Raw genomic sequence first — 22,930 nt, forward strand, 5'->3', positions numbered from 1 at the left:
CTATGGAAAAAGTAATGAAAAAGTCACTTTTATTTTTATCAGGAAATGCTTTCTTTACTAAAATAGCAAAAAAATATGGCCTGCAGTATGGAGCATCAAGATTTGTAGCAGGGGAGACAATCCATCATGCAACAAAAGTAATAAAAAGTATTAATGAGAAAGGTTTTAAGGTAACAATAGATCATTTAGGAGAATTTGTTGAAGATAGATTAGAAGCAGATGAAAATGCGGATGAATGCATTGTAGCCATAAAAGAAATCGCCTCTAAAGAGTTAGACTCACGGGTATCCTTGAAGCTAACGTCTATAGGATTAGATATTTCAGAAAAAGTAGCCCTTGATAATATGAATCGGATTATGAAGGTAGCTGAAGAGTATAAGGTATTTGTGACAATAGACATGGAAAGCTATTCCCGTTGTCACTCTACTATTGAATTATATAAAAAATTAAAAAGCCGATACGAGAATATAGGGACCGTAATTCAAGCTATCTTCATAGATCAGAATCAGACATTGTGGAACTAAACTCTTTATCTCCAAATCTAAGGTTAGTAAAAGGAGCATATAAGGAATCTCACTATGTAGCTTTTCCGAAGAAAAAGGATGTAGATGATAATTTTCAGAAACTAATTTGTATGCATTTACTAAATGGTAATTTCACAGCAATTGCATCTCATGATGATAGAATAATTGACTTTACAAAGACTTTTGTTCAGAACAATAACATACCAAAAGAACAGTTCGAATTTCAGATGCTTTATGGAATTTGCAAAGAGAGGCAACAGCAACTTCTAGAAGAAGGGTATCAGGTAAGAGTTTATTTACCATACGGTAAGGATTGGTATGGATACTTAATGAGAAGGATGGCAGAGAGGCCAGCAAATGTTCAATTTGTATTAAAAGGGATGTTTAAGTAATTTAGTTATAATTTAATCGGGGGATTATATAAAATAATGAGAGCATTTGATGAATATTTACTGTCGCTTCCTGAAGAGAAGCGACCTATTTTATTATTGCAGGCTTTAAAGGAGCATGACTTTGAAACGTATATACACTCAGTAAATGTAGCTATTTATATGTCTTATTTTGCAGAATATCTTAATTTCCCAAAGGATGAGAGGAAAGTAATCACTGACTTTGCAACGTAATTCCAATATCAACCAAGTTTGTTTGCCTTTGTGATTAGTTACTTACTTAGTTAGCTTTAAAAACAAAAAAAGGAACACCCTTCTAAATCAACAAGTTACCAAGCGAGTTAGCGCTTGCTTATTCAGTTACTGATGGATGATTTGAATGGTCTTCATTTTCTTGGGATGTTTTCTTGGGCGTCCGGGTTTTCCTTTCTTTCGCCTTCCTTTAGACGTTTTACTTGGCTTCCTAAACATAGCTTTCATAAAGTCGTCCCATGGGTCTCCCCAGTAGTGACGGAGGGTTTGGAGTATTCTCCAAACGGATTTATCTGAGTTAGTGTGTATTTTTACCAATTCACAGAGGCCATAGGCAATCATTCCGAGCCATAGCTGGTTCCATACTGCTTCTTTGGCAAAACTGTAGAACCTCACCAGTTTGAGGTATTGTTTAATCCATTTGAAGAAGAGCTCAATCTTCCATCGTTGGCGATAGATTTCTGCGATTTCACTCGCAGTTAAGTCCCGGCGGTTCGTAACGACCCTGTATTTTTTGGATTCCTCATCAAGAAATTCGACTAGGCGGAATGAAATCATTTCATCCGTTTTTGGATGCTTCACTTGGACCTCCGCGTCCAAGACAATATTCGGCTCGTCTCCGATCTTGTTTTTACTGACGATAGTTAGCTTTGAATTTGCTTTTACTCTGGCAACGAATTTGAGTTTCCTTTTTATTAAATCCGAATAGAGGGGGTAACTGATATACCCTCTATCGTAGATATAAGTGACATCCTGATCGATGATCAGTTCAGTAGCGACTTCCTTGTCATCAACGCCAGTAGTTGAAAAAACCGTTTTGCCAGGGTAATACGTTTCCTCATCGGCGACAACCAAACAGAGGTGAAGCTTCACACCATTGTTTTGTCGGGTGGCATAAGCCCATTCACCTGCCTTGGAAGGAAGTGAGAACTGAGAAGAGTCCACAGGCGCCAGCTTTCCTAGATTTTCAAAGCCAGGTTGATGTTTAAGAGACTGGTCAATCTGATTGAAAATCCGATAGGCGGTTTCTTGTAAGAGACCCGTCGGCAGCTTCTGAAGCTTCCTGTTGATAGAAGATTCATGGATACTCTCCAGATGAAGCAGATCTTGGAACTCTTCCTTGGACCTGAGATTTTCACTTAAATCCCATAAGCATTCATGCTTCATGAGCATTCCTTCGACTGCCATCGTAATGACATGGCCGGAAAATAATTTGTGAGCTTTATGGTCCATGAAGGGGTCACGATAATTCTCAAGATTTAACAGTCCCAAACACTTTTGAACTACAGTTGGATCGGGTATAGAATCCATAGAGTTCATAAGAATCCTCCTTTGTAGAATTAAGGGTGTTGGGTAATGTTAAAATGGGACTTTATTTGTCAGATGCTTTGTTCTAGCTGCATTTCAATATAAGTGGGAGGTTAATTCCCAGTATTGTGTGTCATTTAAATCAGCAGAAACTGTTTCATTTTAAATGACGGTCACAAATGCTTTATAACATACCATTTTTCTTAGTTATTATTGCAATTAACATGGGAACATTCTTATTAATTAATCTAAAGTATAAGAAATGGCCATTATGGCTACATGTAGTGTTTGATCGAGTGTATTTGATTAGAAAAAATCCTTCCTCATAAATCGGCATTGTCTTCAGATGAACAAGATGATAGGAGTCAATCGACCGAGGATGCGATTGAAAAGGAACGCAGGCTTGCATATGTAGGAATCACCAGGGCTAAGTCTGAATTATATTTATCCTCCCCTAAAGAGTACCATAATAAAGAATCCAAATTTTAAGGTTTCTTACTGTGGCATTGGATTCAAAACAGGAAGCTAGAAAAAATAGTGTTTAGTAGAGTTAATGGTCAGCTCAAATAACGAAGGAGTGAAAGACCATGGAAACAGTTGAATTAAGCCCAAATGAAGTTTCAAGTGAACAGTTACGAAAGATGAAACACGCTTTGAGGCTAGGTGGAAAAAGCAAACCATATCGAAATTATGTCTCTTTAAATAGTCCTACCGAAGACTGGGAGGACTTGATAAATAAGGGGTTTGCTAATAAGTGCAAAGGTATAAATGGAGATTCATCCGTGATTTAGTACGTTACTTTTAACGCAACAAAACTGATATACAGCAAGAGAATGTCAAAGAAATACTACGACGAACTTTAGCTGAACAATCAATAGAGTGCCAAAACATAAATATATTTATACGCATATGAAAAATAACATCCCCATATCAATGATAGTGGGGATGTTATTTTTACTTACTTCTAGACTTTTGCATTATTGAAAAGATTAATATTAATAATATACATGAAAATATTAGCAATGAAGACTCAACTATTGGTTTTGGATTTATATAAAAATACCAACTAAAACCGATACATAATAAAGCAACCACGACTAACAGTGATTTTAGGACCTTCATTTATCTCTTCACAACCTTCTTTATTGTGGTCTAACCCAATATGGATATAGCTTTTTAGTAAATGGATTTCTTAAAACTTTAATCTTTACTCCATTTCCATCTGCGTTGTTATAAGCGAGAACTCCGCCCCCAATAGTATAGAGAGCCACAGCAACAGTAGCAACTATAGTTCCCGCAACTGGTATTAGCGCAATTAGAGAACTTGCTCCCGCACCTATGGCTATAAGACCAATCATTTTATTAGTTCTGCAGGAGTCCAAATAAATTGTACCTCCAACTATGTTACCATCTACATAAGTTCTTCCTCCACAATTAGATGTTGCATTCACGCTTGCAGTAGAAAATGTAGTTTCATTGTTAAGTATGCTTCTAGAATTATTATTTTTATTCGATCTTACCTCTTTATTTTTTTTGAAATTCTTTATTAGCTTTATCATAGTCCTTTTTAGCTTGATGAACAAGTTTAGGATGTAGTCCATCTACTAAAGCTTGTTTATGATCAAATTCAATTAAATCCCCCTCAACATTCACGTACGGTTGTAAAGCAATTCCATCTTCAATTTGTTGTTGCATTTCCTCATCATTAAGAAGTGCTTCAATCTCAGCTAATTCTTCTTCCGAGAAATTATAACCATTTAAATCTTGAACTATTGATTCTTTATTTAGTGTTGTCTCACTTATTTTATTCTTATCATTCTCCGCTGCAAATGATGGAGTTGCTATCCCCACTAACATTACCAAAACAATTAAACTGCTCATAATTTTTTTCATTGTTCTCTTCTCCTCCTATTAAACTAGTATTCTTCGCTATCTAAGATAAGAAACGAATGAATCTTTCCTATACAGACTAGGTATTAATGGTAGAACGGGCCCGCTATTAACATTACTGTATTTTCCTTTTTTTCAAAATAGGAAAATAACCTTTATAAGGCCTTTTCATTAATAAAACACTTTAATAACACCTCAATGGTCTTGAAAGTGAGGAAAGTCATAAATATATTTATATTTTTTTCTCATTAATGAATACAGCCAAGAGACTTCACCACGCTTGCCATAGTTTTTACTACTATTTACCAGGCTACGCCAACCCATTTACCAATGGATAAAAAAGCCCTCCAGATTAACATTCTTGTAATCTGATAGGACCTATATCGTAATTTAACTACTTAGAGTGGTTTCTGAAGTAATAGAAGATTATCAAGTGTTATTTTTATGCATTCAAAGGGGAAGGTCTTATTCAACAAACGGGCCAGATTGTTGAAGATGTAGTTTAGCACTAGAAGTGGGGAACCGTATCACAAATAGTGGTAAAGCAGAGGCTAGAATTAATTCTGGATAAAGAAGTATTAAAAAGTCTAATTTAAATTGAAGGAGACCGTTCGTGTAATTTAGACGGTCTCCTTTTGGTTTTCTTAAACTTGTACTTCACTCATCAATGCATGAGTATTATCTTCTGTATCTTTAAAAAATACCATCCATGTTTCAGTTTGTCCCATTTTCGTTACCACATGTGGTTCATCGATAAAAGTAACTTCTTTACCTACTAAGCGCTCATATGTATCTTTAATATTATTTACTTGAAAATAAATAACCGAACTTGAATGAGCAAATTCCTCTATTTCTGGAAGTGTTAACATGAGCCGCAGGCCATCGCATTCAAAAAATGCCATACTATCCGTGTTAAATAATAGAGAAAGTCCTAGTTTATCTTTATAAAAATCCAGTGCCCTATTTATATCTTTTACAGGTATTCCAATTTGCCCAACATTCTTAATCATTGTAGTATCCATAAAACATTTCTCCCTTCAAATTTCTTATTCCTAATAAGAATAAAGAATCTTCCTTATAATTTCTTATCCAATCTCACTTTTTTTCGATATTCTTTAGGAGATAAACCAACATGTTGCTTAAACATTTTACTAAATGATACAGGGTTTTGTAATCCAAGTTCAAAGGTTATATCGGTCATATTATGGTCTAATTCTGCTAGTAATTGTTTTGCCTTTTGTATTCTAAATACTGTAATATGCTGATGGGGCGTTCTGCCGTAAATTTGAGAGTAAGTTCTTAATAAATGGTTAGGTGATAAACAAGCAACTTTAGCAACTTCCTCTAGTTTTATCGGTTGATTAAAATAAGATCTAATATAATCGTGTGCTATACTTACCCTTCTGTATAATTCTTCACGTGTAGAATTACGAATTGCATGTAATGATTCGATTTCTGTATATGTATTTATGTGTTCATTTAAAATAGAAAACATTATCTTATGGAATTGTTCCTCATAACCAACGGAATCAATATCAAGACTGGGTAATATCTGCATGAAATATTCCAGTTGATAAGATAGAATATTATTCTTATGATAGGTTTTTTCAAAAAAGCCAATTGAATTTGTATCCTTAAACGGATCGCTTAGAAGACGCTCATTTGTTTCTTTTAAGGAATGAAGGACTTCTTCCGCAAACCCATCTTTAAAGAAAAGACAAAAGGATTCTACAACTTTAGGTTCTTCAATTGAAATTGTGTATGCCCCTTCATTGAGGAGCAGGTATCTACTCTCTTCAACAGCAAAGAAGCCTTTTTTAGTCTTATAATGGGCTTTACCATTAAAGAATGTTTTAACGGAAAGTTGACCATTACCTTCCCAGTAAAACTGTTTACTTTTTGCATTCAAAACGAAATTGGTAGAATCATTTTTTGGCATAATACAATCTCCATAATAGATAACTTAAAATTCCATAGTATTATTATACAATGGAATTTTAAGTATGTTCATATATATTACCAATGCATTTAGATGAACCGTATCACAAATAAAGGTAAAACAGAGGGTAGAAATTGTTATTGAAAAAGAATTTCTAAATAAGATTTAGCCAACTCGTGCTCCCTCTTTTTAATTACTTTATGCATCCTTTGTTTAGAAGTATAATATATCGTAAAATAGGGTTTTAGGGGGGAGTAAAATGGAAAAATTCAACCAAGTAATTTGTGAGAAAAGATCCTATTCAAGAGAGTTTATATCTCATCAACATGAGTGTGGTCAATTTCTTTTTCCACTACAAGGCTCCTTAGAGATACAAACGAAATGGCAGAATATAAATCTGAGCCCGGATTACTGTTTTTATCTTCCTCCAAAGTTGAATCATAACTACCGATCTAAAGACAGGAATGAATTTATAATATTAGATATCCCAACAAAATATTTGCCAGAAGATACAAGCAGCATGTATATAATGTTGGATAAACAATGGGCTTCTATTCGTTATTTGCTATTGGAAGAGGCGAAGAGTCAGGAGAATCTTTCCTCCTTAGTTGATTTAACTAGATATGTGACCAACAAACTACAAATCTCTAGACCTCCTTCTATTGAATATATTCATAAACACTTTAAGGAGCCTATTAGATTAGAAACATTAGCGCAAATAGAAAATTATCATCCAGTATATTATTCATCATGGTTTAAACAAAAAATGGGCAAAAGCCCAAAAGTATATATAACTGAACTTCGATTGAGAGAGGCTAAGGATCTGTTACTTTCAACAGGATGGTCTATGACAAAGATTAGCGAGGAATTAGGTTTTGAGAATTCTTCATCATTTACAAGGTGGTTTGTGAGGTGTGAAGAAATGCCTCCACAAAAATATAGGACCCTTAATAATGGATAAAAAGGATATTAAACTTAGTAAAGAAATTTTTTAAGGAATTTTCTATGATAAGTTTAACTATTCTTTTTATCTTTTTTTTATTGAGGTGAGCAACAATATGGGAAAGATGGCTTCTTTTTTAATATTATTAGCAGCAATGCTTTGGGGGACGACAGGTACAACTCAGGCTCTTGCACCCGAAAATGCACATCCGATTGCAATTGGGGCTACACGCTTAGCCGTAGGAGGTCTATTTTTATTAATTATTGTTCTAGTCAGAGGAAAATTAAATTTTGTAAATTGGCCAATTAAGGCGACGATATTTGCTTCCTTAAGTATGGCACTGTAGCAACCATTATTTTTCTCTGCCGTTGGTATAACGGGGGTGGCCATTGGAACTGTGGTAGCAATTGGGAGTGCACCTATTTTATCAAGTCTCTTAGAATGGATGTTTTTAAAAACACGTCCAGCAAAAGTTTGGTGGTACTCTACTTTACTATCCATTTTAGGTTGTCTCATGCTGTTTATGAATAAAGAATCCGTATATGTAGACCCTGTTGGAATACTATTTGCTTTAGGCGCTGGTTTATCGTTTGCCTGTTATACGCTTGTAAGTAGAGATATGGTTAAAAAATACTCATCTTTATCAGTGATTGCAGTAGTTTTTACACTTAGTGCATTCTGTTTATCGCCATTTTTATTTATTTTTGATATGTCTTGGATAGTGAGTTTTCGAGGAGTGGGTGTAAGTCTTCAACTTGGAATAATGGCGACGGGAGTAGCATATTTTCTTTTTGCCAAAGGTCTTGCCCATGTTTCTTCATCAAATGCGGTGACACTTGCATTGGCAGAACCATTGACAGCAGCGTTATTAGGGGTCTTTATGTTAGGAGAAAACCTAAGCATAACTTCTTGGTTAGGGATTTTCCTTTTAATACTAGGTATCGGAATATTAATATGGTCTTCAAAAAATTCTAGTAGCCAAAAGGAACTTAGGAAAAGTCAATTACCAGTTTATGGTGAAGAACCGTACCATAAATAACGGCAAAATGAAGCATTCCTTTTACATTGTTATGGTACAATTGTATGCAATAAGATTTATAACGAAATTTAGTTATTGATATATCTGCCTTTGACTAACAGTGCTTTAATAAGGAGTTGTGTCAAATGAATAAAAATAAAAGCACAGAAATAAAACGCTCATCAAAAGCAGAAAACATTCTACCTCAGATCAATAGTAAAACTAAGCTAGGCGACTTACGAAAAATCGCGAAGGACATAAAAAAAGATCACGAACTAGCTATGGAACTTTGGTCAACCGGAGAGTTTTTGCCAAGACTATTGGCAATCTTAATTATGGACAAAAAACTTCTTTCACAAGATGTACTAAATAAGCTTGATCAGGATATGCAGACTCACACATATGATGAGCGAAATAACTTAATGGATTGGTTAATGGCTAATCAGCTCACCAAAGACAAGAAGAACATTGCATTGATGGAGTCATGGAAAAATAGTCCTTTTGCTCTTCAAAGGCGAGCTTTCTGGTATTTTCAAGGGCGATTGAGATGGACTGGACAAACACCGCCTGATAACACCGCAGACTTACTATCTGCAATTGAAGCTACTATTACGCAGGAAGAACCGGAAGTTCAATGGGCTATGAATTTCACCGCAGGCTGGATAGGCGTTTATGATGAAAAGTATCGAGCACGTTGTATGAAACTTGGTGAGAAAACGGGTCTTTACAAAGATGAAATGGTATCAAAAGGATGTACTCCCAATTATTTGCCGGAGTTCATTACGATTGAAGTTAACAAACGAATAAATAATTAGTTACCACTGAAAAATTTATAAGGGTTTGATGTGAAAATAAAGGAATTCAAAGCCTCAATATGGAAAGGATCTGAAATCAAGCTTCCAGATCCTTTTTTGCTTGGAGGGAAATTTCAAAAATTTATTATGAGAAGCATTAGGGCAGTATTGTTGAAAAATCAAAATAGGTATTAGGTGAAATCGTATGCTTAAATTAGTATGTCTTGGGGACAGTATTACAGCTGGAAAAGAAGATTGGATACGCCACATTATTTGAGTCAAATGAGAAAAAGTGTGCATTAGAGAAAAACAGGTCTTGTATGTCTATGATAAGAGATAATTTGATAAAGGAAAAATATGTGGTAAACTATCTGAAAATTGGGTATTTAAGGAGTGTTAATTGTGATAAATTATGATGGACGTAAGTTTGTATCAATTGAAAATACAGCTAATGGAGAAGTTTCTTCAAAAACTTTTTTTGAATATAAACAGGAAGGGAATATACTTTCAGCAACTTATAGTGGAGGTGAAATTGTAAAAGGAACATTAATTGGGATTGTGAAGGAAGATGGAAGCTTACAGTTTAGGTATAACCATGTAAACATTAAAAATGTTATTAGGGGAGGTCAATGCAATTCTACTCCTGAAATTCTATCCGATGGTAGAATTCGCCTCCAAGAGAGTTGGAAATGGTTAGATAGCACCCAAAGCGAAGGAGAATCAATTGTTGAAGAAGTTATACATTTATAAAATTGGAAGAGGGAAAGTAGAACTAGCACAGAAGAGGATATCTGACAAGCGACACAAAAGTCCTGATATTGGTATCACTTAATTAAAAAAAATTAATGAAAGGTGATGTATGTAATGAAGGCATCTGAAATAATTATGAAAAGTACCACACCAATATTTCGTATTTTTAATGAGGAGAAAGCCAAAGAATTTTATTTAACATTTTTGGAATTTGAATTGGATTGGGAACATCGATTTGAAGAAGATCTCCCTTTATACATGCAAATTTCTTATGGAAGTTGTATTATTCATCTTTCAGAACATCATGGAGATTGCTGCCCAGGAGGTGCTATAAGGATTGAAGTAGAAAACCTAGAGTTACTCCATTCAAACCTTATATCAAAGAGATACAAATATGCGCGTCCAGACATCGAAACAACCCCTTGGAATTCCCGAGAAGTTCGCATTGGAGACCCATTCGGAAATAGAATTGTCTTTTTTGAAGACCTTTTAAAGTAACACTGCTAATTCTCGTTGTACATATAGCTTTATCATTTGATGCTCTTGAAGTAACAGGTGCTTATTTTCATTAAGACAACATAATTGATCTTCCATAAACGGACGCTTTAATGGGGCAATGAAAAAGCCTAATTTCTCATTTAATGCTGAGAAATTAGGCTTTTTCATATTGGAATTTCCTTAACGTTGTAAATGCGCAATTATCTTAACTCCAATGCGAGAACTATTGGAATATCAATGGTTCACACATTGTTTACATGGATTTGATGTAAAAAAACTTTAAAATAAAGACTGATCAACTTTCCTCTAAATTCTCAGATCGTTTAAAATAATTTGGTGAGTTCACTTTCCTTAAAAAAATTATTGCGTCGTAATGGTCTTGTGGGTAAACTACTTTTGGAGAAAGCCCTGAAAACCCTGATTCTAATAACCACCATTTTCTTTTGAACCACATTTTTTTATCGATGGTTTGATTTTTCACATCTAATGGAAGAAATAAGTCCGATTTTGATGTTTCGTACAACAATGATTCTAAATGATTTTTTTTCGTAGTATCTACCTCTAATTCAACCCGTAACTGAGTTGCGAATTTTCCACTTCCAGCATAAAAGCCAATTGTATAAAAGTCATTGGGGTACTTATGTTGTAACCAATATCCAACTGATTTAATTCCTAATATTTTTGTAGTGAGTGTTTGTCTTTTTCGGATATGAAAGTTATGAGCCCAGACAATTATCCTTTCGTTCTTATAATAGTGATTCATTAACCACTCTAGGTTTTCAAACATATTAAATCCTCTGACAATACCTGAAGATAGATAACCCTTTAAGTTTACTTTTAGCCACTTTAACCTATTTTTCATTCCTTGCTGGATTAATTGAAACATCCTTTGCATTTCAAGGGTTGTGCAGGTTTGCAGTTTCATTTCTATTATATTTAATAGGTTTTCATATTCTTGAATGGCATATTTTATTTTTTCTTTTAAAGGTTTTGTGATTTTTAACATCATCTCACTATCCAATTCAAAATAGCGTCTTTCCAAGGCTCTTATTAATTCATAAAACTCATTATCCGTATGATTTTTTAACCAATCTATCATATATTCAGATATTAAAGGATAAGTAGGCTGAGGATCCATCCCACTAATTTTTATAGATTGAGCCCATTCCTCATAAAAGAGGGGCTTCATTTCTTCATTATGATAAATATCTAATAAGCAATTTTGGATTTGTCTGTCAGGGGAGTAATCTCTTAAAAATTCCTTACATAAAGTTGCTTCCAACAAACCACTTTCTAACACCACAACGTTAAACCCATGGTGCTGATGCAAATAACGAATTAAGTCAGTTTTGGTTGTAAAATAATCTGCAATTCCGTGCGAATTTTCCCCAAGGAGAATAACACGCTTATCTTTTATATAATGGTCAATAAATGAAAAATCATTTCTGTCATTTATTTCAGAAGCCGTTCTTTTAATTTGATTTCCCCAACGATTTCTAGTACTTTTCCTGACAAACTTCAAAATTTCACTCCTTACTTCAAAATTAATATCATCAAAAAGTTTAAGCTTTATAGAATCTTTATAGTTTTATTATTAAGTCTTTCTTATTCAAGATTACTGTACTGTTAATACAGTAAGCAACACCGAAACTATTCATATGAATATCATCGATGAAATTCCGATAATTCTTTATTTTATTCTCAGAGTTTATAGTAGATCATACCACGTAATTCTAATAATTCATCCTTAAGACGTTTGTTTTCTTCTTCAAGTTTTTTAATTCGGTTATTTTTAGCAGCGATAAGCGAATCTTTACTGGCATCCGTCAAATTATGTTTCGTGGTTTTCCTTGTATTTATCCCTTCTTGCTGCTTTCGTAATCCTTCTATTCGGTTTCGTATTTCTTGATTGTTATAGAGAAATGCCTTAGATACACCTGATTCCATCACAACCTGATTAAAGTTAATTTTATCTTTTGTTTTGATAAGACGTTGTATTGCCTGGTCTACCTTTTGGGCTGCCTTTAGGCTTTTCATCTGGGCATGTTTTTTATACCTTCGGCGTTTCTAATATGCTTACTCCTCATGAATGCGTTCCTTTCCGATATATTCGCGGACTTTTTTCCCGGCTAAATGATGAGTTGTACCATTCTTCAAAGTTTCTAGAATGGCTCTAGACGATCTAGAATGATTTGATTCTTATCTATCCGCCATTTTAACCTTTTTCATTCCCTTTATACTAGCTAATCTTGATGTAATGGATGGAGGTATCGGGACAGGCATACTAAGTATTTATTTATCGGGTTTCCTTGGCTTAGGAATAGTGGCGAATATTATCGTAGCTATTTCTATAAAGCAAGATAAAGAAAGTGATCGTAAATTAGTAAGGGCGTTTGCTGTAAAAGCAGCCGCACTTGTTCAAGTATAGGCTCAATAAGGAGGAGTTCTTGTGAGCTTTAAGATTTATAGAATAATTCACCTTGTATTAACAGGAATTATTACGATCACCATCTCCTTGTTTATTGCGAGTAGTGTGCCGGGGGACAGAACCCAATCATCGGATATGTTTACTCCGGTTAGGAAGGATTTGCTGGAGGGATAAGGTGGAGTGGAGCTTCAACCCATTTAGAGGTTGGGGCTTTTTCTTTTTTTGTTATAAGTCAATGGTTGCGGTTGAGGCAGGGAGCGGGTGACTGGTGGGTTGGGGGGTCGGAGGCTTTGATTTGTTTGAAGTTGTAGGACGGGATTGTTCGGTTAAAGGGCCAGTTAATTGAATAACAGTTATTGCTATAGCCACAAATTTTTGAAGGAACTGCAACAAAGTAATCGTGGGAGATCCTGTCCCAGGTGGTGGAAATGATGCCATTGAAACCGTAGATCTTCGTTTGTCAGATTTTCATACCTATATATCATAGAGTTGATATCATGTTCAACAGTTTCATAAAAATCTTGTCTTATTTCCTGAAACGGCAGTTTTGTGGAAGCGGTACTTTCACACCTTCATGTAGCCGTGCCATATTAAATTTTGAAACATAAAGAGGTTAGTATGTAGTATATTGCTAAGAAAAGGGCAGCCTGGCTGTCTTTTTTTATGGGTGAGGCAACTTGTTCCGCTTCATATAAGGCTGTTTCGCCAGGAACAAAATCAAGATTAAATTCTTCTATTGGGTTATAAGAAATAAATGAAGCCAAAAACTTAACACGCCCGTCTAATAATTAGAATCGTAATATTGAAAAGAAGGTGAGTTCCAATTATTGAATTAGTTCATAAAGCCCAGGAAGGCGATGAAGAAGCATTCTTAGATTTATTTCAAGAATACGAAAAAGACCTTTATCGCATTGCTTATGTATATGTGAAAAATCAGGATGATGCTCTGGATGTCGTGCAGGAAACGGCCTATCGGTCATTCAAAAAGATAGGAACACTGAGAAACCCCGCTTATTTTAAAACATGGTTAATAAAAATTGCCATTTCATGCGCCACGGATCTTCTAAGGAAAGAGAAGAAAGTTATCCACTTACATCCTGAATACACATATCTTATTGATTCAGCAGAACAGGATATTCCTCTTTCATTATCATTGAAAGACTTAATTGAGACTTTAAATGAAAATGAAAAAAGTATCATACTCTGGAAGTTTTATTATGGCTATACGCTTCAGGAAATTTCAGAAATTGAGGAATCACCATTGGGTACAGTAAAGTCTGTTTTATATCGTGCGCTGGCAAAGCTTCGTAAACAGATCAGGAGGGCTGATATGTATGAATAATAAGATCAGAAGTGAGTTAGAGAAAATTGAAATCCCAGATGAGTTGCATACTAGAGCCACATTAGGCGTTAAACAAGCCAAAGCAGAATTAATAGAGAAGAGTGTAACAACTGAAAAGCAAAATCTATCGAAGAACAAACTTAGTATTAGCAGCTCTGCAATACGGAAAAAATCCCTTTATAAAAGATTATCTATCATGGCTGCATCTCTCATCATCATTGCTTCAACTCTCACATTAACCCCTGTAAGAGCAGCAATTCAAGAGGTCTATGACAAACTATTTTCTAGTCAGCATATTGATGATTCAGGTGTAAGAACAGCAGTTATAGCTGGGGATGGCCAAGTATTGGACCAAACGTTCTATGACAAAGATCAAAGCATAAATGTGCGTTTTGAACGTGTGTTGATGGATGACAAAGAGACAAAGCTCTTATTGACGTTTCAAAGTGATAAAACTGATTTAAAGAACGTCTATATTGATCTTTTTGAAGGCGATAGTTCAATCAATGTGATGATAGGAAATGAAAAGAAGAAATTAGACAACGTGGGATGGGGCAGCAGATACTACGATAGCAAGGAAAACAAAGTAGTAACAGCCTTATCCTTTGAATCACTAAAGGAATATGAGGGAAAAGACATCCGTTTGGAAATTGATACATTAACGGTTTGGAAAGATAAAGGTTATGATAGTGTACAAACAATATGGCCCCTTGAATTCACGGTTAAACCAGCTGCCATATCTGAGCGAAAAACAGTCCAGCTGAATAAACCATTCACTTACAAAGGTGAAACCTATACTATCACAAAGGTGGAATTTTCAAAGCTAGAAACAAGAGTAGTGGTTACCGGCTCTGACACAGGAATCCTGACGGATGATAGCGGAATGGAATATAGAGTGATGAGTAAATTGGAACATCAATTCCTTAACGCAAGGAAAATCAGTAAAGAATACGGATATACTGTGGACGAAAAAAAATCTGGTGTATTTATTGCGTCCAAAGGCGTCAAAGTTGATCCGGTTTTTAGTAAGGGAGAAGTAGAGGGAGGAAAGGACGAATATATTATGATCTTTGGACCATTCAAAGATCACGGTAACGCTGTCCTTGAAATTGGTGAGGACGTGATCATACCGCTTAATGAAAACGGAAAGGTTGAACAAAGAACAAAATATAATGAAGAAGCAGAAATAGAAGAAATGTTATCAGAATATGGATATACCTTATTGCCGCTAACGGAAGAAGAAAAAAAGCAGATAGACCTGTATCAGGAAAAATTTCCAAAAGAGCTTTCATTAGAAAGAAAAGTCATCGGTAAAGTAAAAGGCAATGAAAACTCAAAACTTTTAGAGGTTAGTCTGTCAGAAAGATCAGGTGTTCTTAGTGAATCTCAGGCTGAAGATGCAGAAGCAGCTAAAAAATTCAGGGAAGAAAACGGATTGTCGTTCATCCCAATTTATTTGAATTCTAACTAAAGTCAAGGAGATTACTTTTTAAGCTTTATTAGAAAGTTTAGCTCTGTTTAATTTTTATTACTCAACCAGTATGGTTCAACGGGTAGAAATGCTTGACTTAATATCTATAGGGGGCAATAACTTAAGATTAGCTATTTGATTCGGCTATTGCCCTTCTTCAATTATTGGGCAGTTTAGCTAAAGAAGAAAAAGCACACAGGAATCGGGGGATAGGTAGGTTGAGGAGCATTAGGCTAAGATAAAAAATACTTTTGCTTGTCGTATTTAGTATGATTTGTATGTTCGTATATAAAAAATTTATCTATACATTTGAGTTTAATAACGGTGAATTTTTTGTAGGTCCTGTGGAATCGCCTAATGGTAAGTATACAGCCAATTCATATTATAAAACGTATGGTGGAGCAGCAGGTGGTGTAAATGTTTGGGTCGAAATTACTGAAGGTACGGGCAATAAGGTTCGTACTATATACTATGCTCCTGGGAAAAGTAATTTTTCTATGAATTGGGTAGACGATGAAACACTAAACATTACCAATGAGGCTCCAGGAGTTCCAAAAGAAAACCGAAGCATCAAATTAACAATAGGGAAAGAAATTTATGATGAGTCTGGTGCAGCCTGTGATAGTTGGGTTATGAAAGATGAATATGAAACTTGTTATGAAAGGGATTAAATTCTCTAATAGCTAAAATGTGAAGAGATGTACTTAAACATACGGGTGCTTAACTTTAACAAGAATACAAAAGAAAGGAGCAGGATTTTTAATATCCAGCTCCTTCTTTATTGTTAAATAATGCAATTTTGTTTGCTAATTCGTATGTGAAACGCGTTGTTATTTGCTTTGCCTTTTTCTATTTTGTACTTCAAAAGAGAACCCGTTAGTATCGTACAGGGGTCGTCTTTTTTTACTTCATTGATACCAGAAGTAAGGTTATGGTTGATGGCACCTTTCACTTCTTGGTTAGAATCTTTTAATACTTCACACCATTTTATATCAGTTAAGTCGTAGAATGACCACATAACCCTTTCTAGGGGGTGTTGTCCCAGCGGTTTCCCCTTCAGGACATGCTTACATATATGTCTGCAATTGTTTTTCCCTATTTTGACTATCCGGGAATGATAGGATGACAACAGCAGCAACGATAAAAAATCCGCCTAATAGTTGAGTAGCACCAAACCCCACATTTAACCAAACGATAGACACAATTGCAGCAACTAGAGGTTCGATACTGGATAATAAACTTGTTTCAGTGGCGCTTAAATAATTCAGACTGCCAATATAGAGTATAAAAGAAACCGTGCCGCAGATAATTACCAGAAGCATCATCGAAAATGTATGAAGTGTTAAGGTTTGGGCCAATTGTACAACGCTAAAATCATGCTTGAAAATTAACAGCACAATGCCGCCAATTAACATACCCCAGCCAATGATGACCGAGGTTCCCCACTCCTTGATCAATGAGACAGGATGGAGTGTATAGAAAGTAAAACCAAGTGTAGTTAGCAGACCAAGAATAATGGCCCTTTTCGATAGCATGACATTTTCCATTGAGCCATTTGTAATCAGGAGAACGGTTCCGGCTAAGGCTGCAATCACAGCTAGAAATTGCAACATTGTTGGTAGTTTTTTTGTCTGCCATGCTACATAAATGGTAATGAAAACGGGACCGAGAAATTGGAATAGTACTGCTGTCACTGCATTACTTTCACGGATGGTTTCTATAAAAAAGTACTGGGCTCCAAGCATTCCCAACACACCAAAAATCATGAGTTGAATCCAAGAACGACGATCCTTCCAGATGCCAAAAATGTTTTTTTGAGTGAAATGCAACAGTCCCAGAGTGAAGATTCCAGCCATAATTAATCGTACAACAAGGAAATTATTCAGAGATAATTCGCTATTTTGAAAAAGCCACTGGATCATTGGTCCGGAGAGACCCCATAATGCTGCTCCACTAATTATCATCAAAAGTCCGACATATCGGGTTGTTTTCATAATGATTGCCTCCCTGCTGATAGTTTTTTAATAGTAATTATTAGGAATGTTTCCATAGATGCATTATAATAAGAGGCTGGCATGGTTTGTAGGGCCAGTTTTTATTATCGGAAGGGAGTCAGATGGATGTATGAATTAACACCAAAACTTGATTCGTATAGTAAAGAACCTCAATATGTACAGTTATATAACTATATCAAGCAAGAGATTGATAAAAGGATGCTTAGGCCAAATACTAAGCTTCCTTCCAAACGAAAACTTTCTTGGTATTTAAACGTGAGCCAAAACACTGTAGAGGCATCGTACGACCAGCTTGTTGCCGAAGGATATATTGAGGGAATCCCACGAAAAGGGTATTTTGTCTGCGAAATTCAGCCAACATTTTCCCATGCTGAAAAAAATTCCGATTATATCAAGGAAAAAATCTTTAAAAGCGACGTCACTTTTGATTTCACTCAAACAGGAGTTGATCATCATTCATTTCCTTTTGCTGTTTTTCGAAAAATAGCAAATGATGTTTTGAAGAGTGAGAGTAAACATTTGTTGACGATTGGGCATCCTCAGGGAGAATTTGAGCTGCGTGAAGAAATTGCCTCCTATCTGTACGAATCCCGTGGCGTCCGGACAGCGCCGAGCCAGATAATCATTGGGTCAGGAACACCAACACTAATACAACTTTTGTTTAAGTTATTAAAGGGAAGCTTGTATGCCGTTGAAGACCCCGGGTACCATAAAAGACTTGTAACCTTCGAAAAAGGACCTGAAAATGTGAAGGGAATTCCGCTTGATAATGAAGGGATCAGCATAACCAGCTTAAAGGAAAGTGGCGCTAATATTGCTTTTGTTACTCCGTCACACCAATTTCCTTGTGGAATGATAATGTCGATATCAAGGCGTAAGCAGTTGCTGAGCTGGGCTAAGGAAAAAAAGGGAAGATACATCGTCGAGGATGATTATGACAGTGAATTTCGTTATTCAGGCAAACCCATCCCTGCATTACAAAGTCTGGATTCCGATGAAAAAGTAATCTATATGGGTACATTTTCAAAAGCGTTGCTACCGTCCCTGCGCATGGCTTATATCGTTCTTCCCAAACTGTTAATGGAAAAGTACCATGAACATTACTTTCACTTCGTTCAGTCTGTGTCTCGGCTTGACCAGGAGATCATCAAAAGATTCATGCAGGAAGGCAGCTGGAAAAAACATATTAACAAAATGCGGATTGTTTACAAAAAAAAGAGAGATGCACTCATCACAGCGCTTTCGACTCATTTCCCAAATTCAATTGAAATCATTGGCCAGGATTCTGGATTGCATCTTTTAGTCCGCATGAATAACGGTATGGTGGAAAAAGAGCTTATTGAACAGGCTGCTAAATATGATATCAAAGTTTATCCTGTATCAGATTACGGTTTAAGTGACGATCGAACCATTCTATTGGGTTTTGCAGTATTATCTGAGGAAGAGATATTTTCAGGAGTTCACTCGTTGGCAAAAGCATGGGGAGGGTAGCACCCCTAAAAAGAAGTTTGTGAAGAAATGGACTTAAACTAATGGGTGCGTTGATCTAGGAAGGATTAAGGCACCTTTTTGCTGAAATTCTTATTAAACAAACGGGGCAGCATTCCTGTAATAAAACTAATTTTGTGAAGAATTGTACTTAAACTATCGGGTGCGTTTGCTGAACAAGCAGCCGAACCTAGCTTGTTCAAGAAAAGGGGTTGTGGGTGAACTCAGATAGAGTTCCTGGCAAAATTAAGGTAGCAAAGTTTATATTGAAAGGAATTTAGATATGAATAAGCTAAAATATTTATTGATTTTTATAAGTTGTTATTTTATACTTTCATTTTTCTATAGTGTTTTTATCAGCAAGGGGGAAGTACTTCCTTTTATTCAATTGTTAAACGCATGTAATTTTGGCTTTCTAGCTTTTGTAGTGCATCAAAAAACCAAAAGTGTTTCGCCAGAAAGATGTTCTTTAAAATAGAAAGAGGGCAGCATTTAGGAGGATATGGATGAGAGATATTATAAAGAATCACCCATTTTTAAAATATAGTTTTTATGTTATTTTTGGCTTTTTATCCCTTTCATTTGGATATATTCTAGGGAAGTGGGTTATTGAAAATTCATTATAACTTTTTTTGGCAAATACGAATAGATCAAACATAATAGGTATTGGAATCTTCCGAAAGGGGGCGTTTGCTGAATAAGCAGCCGCCCTGTTGAGTGAGTATCGCGTAGCATTGGTTAAGATTGAAGAAGGTAAGGGTGTTTAAAGTGATTACTTTTGAAACTAACGAAATAAATAAATGGAAGATTGAATTAGAAATTATGAATTCAAACTCTTCCTATAATCAGATGTCTAAAAATAAAAGCACTATTAACTACGTTGATATCCTATCTGAGTATGAAGAATCCAAAAAGTTAAATACTACTCGATTGTTAATCAAGCAGGGGAATAATTACATAGGATTAGTCGATTATTGTATAAATAATCCCTCTGATAATACTCCTTGGATTAGTTTATTTGTAATTCATAAGCAATTTCAAGGGGGAGGAAATTCACTGGGGGTATTTCAACAATTAGAAGACCTTATTAGAAAAGAAGGAAAGAAAAAATTACGATTGGCAGTCCATAAGGAGAATGAGAAAGGAATTTTGTTTTGGACCAGGCTTGGTTTTAATAAATTTAAAGAAATAATTTTCGAAGGGAAACCACACTACTGTTTAGAAAAGAATCTATAAAGTCTTATTCAACAATCGGGGCCGCTAATGTAAGATCAGTGGCCATTAAGGTGTTCCTACAAAAAGGATCACTTATTTAATAGCTTTGTATAAACCATCTTCTGAATGGGCATACTAGAACCAAAGTTTACTTGGTTGCCAGCCTTGTAGGAGATGATGAATAATGAAACTTTCCGAAGCCTGGGTGAAATATCAGCTAGATAAGAAGATTGAAGGGTATTCTCCATTAACGTTGAAAGCTTATTGTTTTCAATATACTCTTCTGTTAAAACACTTTGGTGATATTAGTATTAATAACTTTACAACCGACGCTTTGAAAAGTTACCTAATCAATTCAGGAGACCATTTAAAGCCGGCGAGCATGGGGCATCGTGTCCGATGCATCAGATCCCTTTTTAAGTGGATTCATGATGAGGGACATCTTCCGAATAATCCAGCTGCTAAGTTAAAGGAACCAAAAATAGGAAAAAGATTCCCTAAGTTTCTTACGGAGCTGGAAATTGAACATCTAAGGGAATCTTGCGAAAGCTCCTTGGAAAATGCCTTGTTTGAATTTTTTTATTCGACAGGCTGCCGGATAGGGGAAATTGTTAAACTTAACCGGGAAGACATCAACTTCTCAGCCAACTCTGTAATTGTTCATGGAAAAGGTGACAAGGAGAGGGAAGTGTATTTTAATACTCGCTGCTCCCTCTGGTTGAAACGGTACTTGGATGAACGGGACGATCAAGAGGATTGCCTATTCGTTACAGAGAGAAAACCCAAACATCGGATGAGTATTGATATGATTCGATACATTATAAAACGGGTTTCTAAGCGAGCAGGTATAAAAAAGAGCATTCACCCTCATCAGTTAAGACATAGTTATGCAACTCATTTAATTAATAACGGCGCACCTCTGGAAGTGATCCAAAGCCTTTTGGGACATGAGAAAAGTGAGACGACAAAAATCTATGCTCAACTTAGTGGAAAACTGCGTCAGGACTTCTATTGTAAGTATTTTTGAAATTCAGAGCTTCGACCCTCAGTGGGTTTGAGGCTCTTTCTTCTTGTATTGGGCCATTTAATGGAATTAGGGAATAAAAGCATTGGTTGTTTATGGTAAAATTGTTATCATGTATTTAATTATTTAAGAGCGATTGTATGCTATGAATACTAGAATTTTGTGGAGGCATGAAATACATGGAAACAAACCCCTTTATAATAGACGAAGAAACTTTTCTACAACAGTATCTACCCGTCTTTGAAAAAAGGTACAGTGTTAAAAATATAAAACATCTTATTCAATTTTCTGTTTTTCTACCTTTTCAGTTACCCTTTCAAGACAACTCAATCATATCATTTTCCGAAAACGATTCAATTTTGTCTTTTACTCTAACAAATCATATAAACGAAAAAAAATACACGGGGGGGAGTTTGGTATCATCACATGAAATTGAATATTATGAAACAAGAGTTGAAATGTCCTACTTTACAGCTAAAACTTATTATTATATGACTGAGAAAGTTTTATCCGAGATATTTAATACTTTATTGGAGGGGCTAAATGATCTTATTATTGCCTATTTAATAAAGAAAAAAGATAATGACGTCTATAAAATTTCAAAAGAAATGTTGGAGCCTATATGTGTTTTTAGAAAGGTAAATATTGAAGGAAATAGTTTCAAACATATTGAAAATGGGTTATTTACGTTGCACCTTAACATAGAACATAAGAAGGAACTTTTAGATTTTAATACCCAGAGCGAGGTAGCAGAGTATGCTGTTGTGGTAAAAGATAACATTAATCCTTTTATTCTTTCTCAAGAATTAATGTTAACTGCAAAGAGAAATTTCAAGCAAGGATTCTATAAAGAAACAATAATAAATACTCAAACAAGCATTGAAACCTTCTTGAGGACTACAATGAGTGAATTTTTGAAAATTGAAGAATTAACATTAGAGGAGATTGAAAAATTCCAAGAAGACACTAACTTTATTACCATGGTGAAAAGAGAGTTTTCTAAGAGAATAGGAGGATCTTGGGATATTCAAAATATAAGAAATGATGTTGGAAAGTGGTTTAAATACTGTTATATGATCAGGAACAGAATTATACATTCTGGATATAATCCTTCATTTGAGGAAGTAGATAATGCGTTAGAGGTCGCCCTAAGTCTCAGAGTTTTTGTCTATAATCGAATTTTAAAATCAAACAAGTACAAAGATATTTCCATATATCTATAATTTTCAACTTATATAACCATGTTTTTCAAAATTGAGATATTCAATGCTTAATCCATAAAAGGGCAGTCTAACAGAATAAGCAGAAACTAAACAAGATTAACATTCGTCTATTATTTAAGAAGAATTTAATGTAGTAAAAGGGGTTGTGCTGCAATGAGTACAAGAAAGGTAATAGTCGTTTTATTTATTATGAGTTTTATATTTTTTGTATTAGGTTTTGTTGGACCAAGTGGAAATCTTGATTTCGCTTTTTCCTTTCTAGGAGGCGGAGTTTTTGCTTTAGCATTAAAAGATTGGGGTTCAAAGGAAGGACGTAAAAGAGATACAGAGATTTGAACATCTTCAGCTAAACCAGCTAATAGTTTGTCAACATTTTTCTATAAAAACTTAAAATAACTCATGTTATACTGAAAATATGC

25 protein-coding genes and 2 pseudogenes are annotated in these 22,930 nt (G+C 35.1%); 18 read left to right on the plus strand and 9 right to left on the minus strand.

All coding sequences use genetic code 11. The annotated features are described in order from the left end of the window. Positions 1–2 precede the first annotated feature (2 nt). Together BVI01S_RS05910 and BVI01S_RS05915 are read left to right on the plus strand one after the other, a co-directional pair. Positions 3–916 (plus strand): annotated as a pseudogene (locus tag BVI01S_RS05910) (proline dehydrogenase family protein). Positions 917–952: 36 nt separating this feature from the next. Then, positions 953–1,147, plus strand: coding sequence for a hypothetical protein (locus BVI01S_RS05915; RefSeq protein ID WP_034756448.1), 195 nt, complete (start codon positions 953–955; stop codon positions 1,145–1,147). A 126-nt stretch (positions 1,148–1,273) separates the two neighbouring features. Here the strand turns inward: BVI01S_RS05915 and BVI01S_RS05920 are convergent, their stop codons facing one another. Continuing rightward, positions 1,274–2,485 carry an IS4 family transposase gene (locus tag BVI01S_RS05920; RefSeq protein WP_061809613.1) on the minus strand — a complete coding sequence of 404 codons (1,212 nt, stop codon included), beginning with the start codon at positions 2,483–2,485 and terminating at the stop codon, positions 1,274–1,276. Positions 2,486–2,788: 303 nt separating this feature from the next. On the opposite strand from BVI01S_RS05920, the gene BVI01S_RS22485 reads away from it, so the two are divergent. Together BVI01S_RS22485 and BVI01S_RS05925 are read left to right on the plus strand one after the other, a co-directional pair. After that, on the plus strand, positions 2,789–2,962 hold the full coding sequence (locus BVI01S_RS22485; RefSeq protein WP_156477306.1) for a 3'-5' exonuclease: 174 nt from the start codon (positions 2,789–2,791) through the stop codon (positions 2,960–2,962). A 98-nt stretch (positions 2,963–3,060) separates the two neighbouring features. Beyond that, positions 3,061–3,264 carry a hypothetical protein gene (locus BVI01S_RS05925; RefSeq protein WP_034756456.1) on the plus strand — a complete coding sequence of 68 codons (204 nt, stop codon included), beginning with the start codon at positions 3,061–3,063 and terminating at the stop codon, positions 3,262–3,264. 351 nt (positions 3,265–3,615) lie between these two features. On the opposite strand, the gene BVI01S_RS22490 is transcribed toward BVI01S_RS05925, so the two are convergent. The 4 genes from BVI01S_RS22490 to BVI01S_RS05945 form a co-directional block, all read right to left on the minus strand. Then, positions 3,616–4,032 (minus strand): hypothetical protein, encoded by a 417-nt coding sequence (locus BVI01S_RS22490; protein ID WP_156477304.1) that lies wholly within the window; start codon positions 4,030–4,032, stop codon positions 3,616–3,618. Beyond that, positions 3,998–4,366, minus strand: coding sequence for a hypothetical protein (locus BVI01S_RS05935; protein ID WP_061809615.1), 369 nt, complete (start codon positions 4,364–4,366; stop codon positions 3,998–4,000). Before BVI01S_RS05935 ends, BVI01S_RS22490 begins: the two co-directional genes overlap by 35 nt. A gap of 641 nt (positions 4,367–5,007) precedes the next feature. After that, positions 5,008–5,385, minus strand: coding sequence for a VOC family protein (locus tag BVI01S_RS05940; protein WP_034756463.1), 378 nt, complete (start codon positions 5,383–5,385; stop codon positions 5,008–5,010). 53 nt (positions 5,386–5,438) lie between these two features. After that, positions 5,439–6,302, minus strand: coding sequence for a helix-turn-helix domain-containing protein (locus BVI01S_RS05945; protein ID WP_034756466.1), 864 nt, complete (start codon positions 6,300–6,302; stop codon positions 5,439–5,441). Positions 6,303–6,561: 259 nt separating this feature from the next. Between BVI01S_RS05945 and BVI01S_RS05950 the strand changes: the two genes are divergently transcribed. The 5 genes and pseudogenes from BVI01S_RS05950 (at position 6,562) to BVI01S_RS05970 (ending at position 10,305) form a co-directional block, all read left to right on the plus strand. Further along, positions 6,562–7,263: an AraC family transcriptional regulator gene (locus tag BVI01S_RS05950; protein ID WP_061809616.1), complete on the plus strand. Its 702-nt coding sequence runs from the start codon at positions 6,562–6,564 to the stop codon at positions 7,261–7,263. A gap of 97 nt (positions 7,264–7,360) precedes the next feature. Beyond that, a pseudogene (locus BVI01S_RS05955) lies at positions 7,361–8,284 on the plus strand (EamA family transporter). Positions 8,285–8,409: 125 nt separating this feature from the next. Next, complete coding sequence (locus BVI01S_RS05960) at positions 8,410–9,078, plus strand: DNA alkylation repair protein (RefSeq protein ID WP_034756470.1); 669 nt, start codon at positions 8,410–8,412, stop codon at positions 9,076–9,078. 381 nt (positions 9,079–9,459) lie between these two features. After that, positions 9,460–9,807 (plus strand): avidin-fold protein, encoded by a 348-nt coding sequence (locus BVI01S_RS05965; protein ID WP_174523017.1) that lies wholly within the window; start codon positions 9,460–9,462, stop codon positions 9,805–9,807. Between the two features lie 105 nt (positions 9,808–9,912). Further along, the gene (locus tag BVI01S_RS05970) at positions 9,913–10,305 is read left to right on the plus strand and encodes a glyoxalase superfamily protein (protein WP_408005905.1); all 393 of its coding nucleotides are present in this window, start codon (positions 9,913–9,915) and stop codon (positions 10,303–10,305) included. On the opposite strand, the gene BVI01S_RS22495 is transcribed toward BVI01S_RS05970, so the two are convergent. The 3 genes from BVI01S_RS22495 to BVI01S_RS05980 all read right to left on the minus strand — a co-directional run bounded on the left by BVI01S_RS22495 (position 10,297) and on the right by BVI01S_RS05980 (position 12,342). Next, positions 10,297–10,473 carry a hypothetical protein gene (locus BVI01S_RS22495; protein WP_156029927.1) on the minus strand — a complete coding sequence of 59 codons (177 nt, stop codon included), beginning with the start codon at positions 10,471–10,473 and terminating at the stop codon, positions 10,297–10,299. The two genes, BVI01S_RS05970 and BVI01S_RS22495, sit on opposite strands and share 9 nt — an antisense overlap. A 127-nt stretch (positions 10,474–10,600) precedes the next feature. Beyond that, a complete protein-coding gene (locus BVI01S_RS05975) occupies positions 10,601–11,827 on the minus strand; it encodes an erythromycin esterase family protein (RefSeq protein ID WP_034756475.1) in 1,227 nt (408 codons plus the stop codon). 179 nt (positions 11,828–12,006) lie between these two features. After that, a complete protein-coding gene (locus tag BVI01S_RS05980) occupies positions 12,007–12,342 on the minus strand; it encodes a DUF6262 family protein (RefSeq protein WP_061809617.1) in 336 nt (111 codons plus the stop codon). Positions 12,343–12,754: 412 nt separating this feature from the next. Between BVI01S_RS05980 and BVI01S_RS22500 the strand changes: the two genes are divergently transcribed. From BVI01S_RS22500 to BVI01S_RS05995, 4 genes are all read left to right on the plus strand, one after another. Continuing rightward, positions 12,755–12,907 carry a hypothetical protein gene (locus BVI01S_RS22500; RefSeq protein WP_156029929.1) on the plus strand — a complete coding sequence of 51 codons (153 nt, stop codon included), beginning with the start codon at positions 12,755–12,757 and terminating at the stop codon, positions 12,905–12,907. A 736-nt stretch (positions 12,908–13,643) separates the two neighbouring features. Next, complete coding sequence (locus BVI01S_RS05985) at positions 13,644–14,075, plus strand: sigma-70 family RNA polymerase sigma factor (RefSeq protein ID WP_369690882.1); 432 nt, start codon at positions 13,644–13,646, stop codon at positions 14,073–14,075. Then, a complete protein-coding gene (locus tag BVI01S_RS05990; protein ID WP_061809619.1) occupies positions 14,068–15,546 on the plus strand; it encodes a DUF4179 domain-containing protein in 1,479 nt (492 codons plus the stop codon). Before BVI01S_RS05985 ends, BVI01S_RS05990 begins: the two co-directional genes overlap by 8 nt. 251 nt (positions 15,547–15,797) lie before the next feature. Further along, a complete protein-coding gene (locus BVI01S_RS05995) occupies positions 15,798–16,217 on the plus strand; it encodes a DUF5412 family protein (protein WP_051758173.1) in 420 nt (139 codons plus the stop codon). A 396-nt stretch (positions 16,218–16,613) separates the two neighbouring features. On the opposite strand, the gene BVI01S_RS06005 is transcribed toward BVI01S_RS05995, so the two are convergent. Continuing rightward, entirely contained in the window at positions 16,614–17,540 is a 927-nt protein-coding gene (locus BVI01S_RS06005; protein WP_034756492.1) for a DMT family transporter, read from the minus strand. Positions 17,541–17,666: 126 nt separating this feature from the next. Between BVI01S_RS06005 and pdxR the strand changes: the two genes are divergently transcribed. From pdxR to BVI01S_RS06030, 5 genes are all read left to right on the plus strand, one after another. Continuing rightward, positions 17,667–19,052, plus strand: a complete 1,386-nt coding sequence (gene pdxR / locus BVI01S_RS06010; protein ID WP_034756495.1) for a MocR-like pyridoxine biosynthesis transcription factor PdxR — start codon at positions 17,667–17,669, stop codon at positions 19,050–19,052. A gap of 756 nt (positions 19,053–19,808) precedes the next feature. Next, positions 19,809–20,285, plus strand: a complete 477-nt coding sequence (locus tag BVI01S_RS06015; protein ID WP_034756497.1) for a GNAT family N-acetyltransferase — start codon at positions 19,809–19,811, stop codon at positions 20,283–20,285. A gap of 163 nt (positions 20,286–20,448) precedes the next feature. Then, complete coding sequence (locus BVI01S_RS06020; protein WP_061809620.1) at positions 20,449–21,291, plus strand: tyrosine-type recombinase/integrase; 843 nt, start codon at positions 20,449–20,451, stop codon at positions 21,289–21,291. Between the two features lie 176 nt (positions 21,292–21,467). After that, the gene (locus tag BVI01S_RS06025; RefSeq protein WP_034756503.1) at positions 21,468–22,511 is read left to right on the plus strand and encodes a hypothetical protein; all 1,044 of its coding nucleotides are present in this window, start codon (positions 21,468–21,470) and stop codon (positions 22,509–22,511) included. A gap of 153 nt (positions 22,512–22,664) precedes the next feature. Beyond that, positions 22,665–22,847 (plus strand): hypothetical protein, encoded by a 183-nt coding sequence (locus tag BVI01S_RS06030; protein WP_034756505.1) that lies wholly within the window; start codon positions 22,665–22,667, stop codon positions 22,845–22,847. Positions 22,848–22,930: the final 83 nt, after the last annotated feature.

The organism is Rossellomorea vietnamensis NBRC 101237 (genome assembly GCF_001591825.1).
Taxonomy (GTDB): domain Bacteria; phylum Bacillota; class Bacilli; order Bacillales; family Bacillaceae_B; genus Rossellomorea; species Rossellomorea vietnamensis.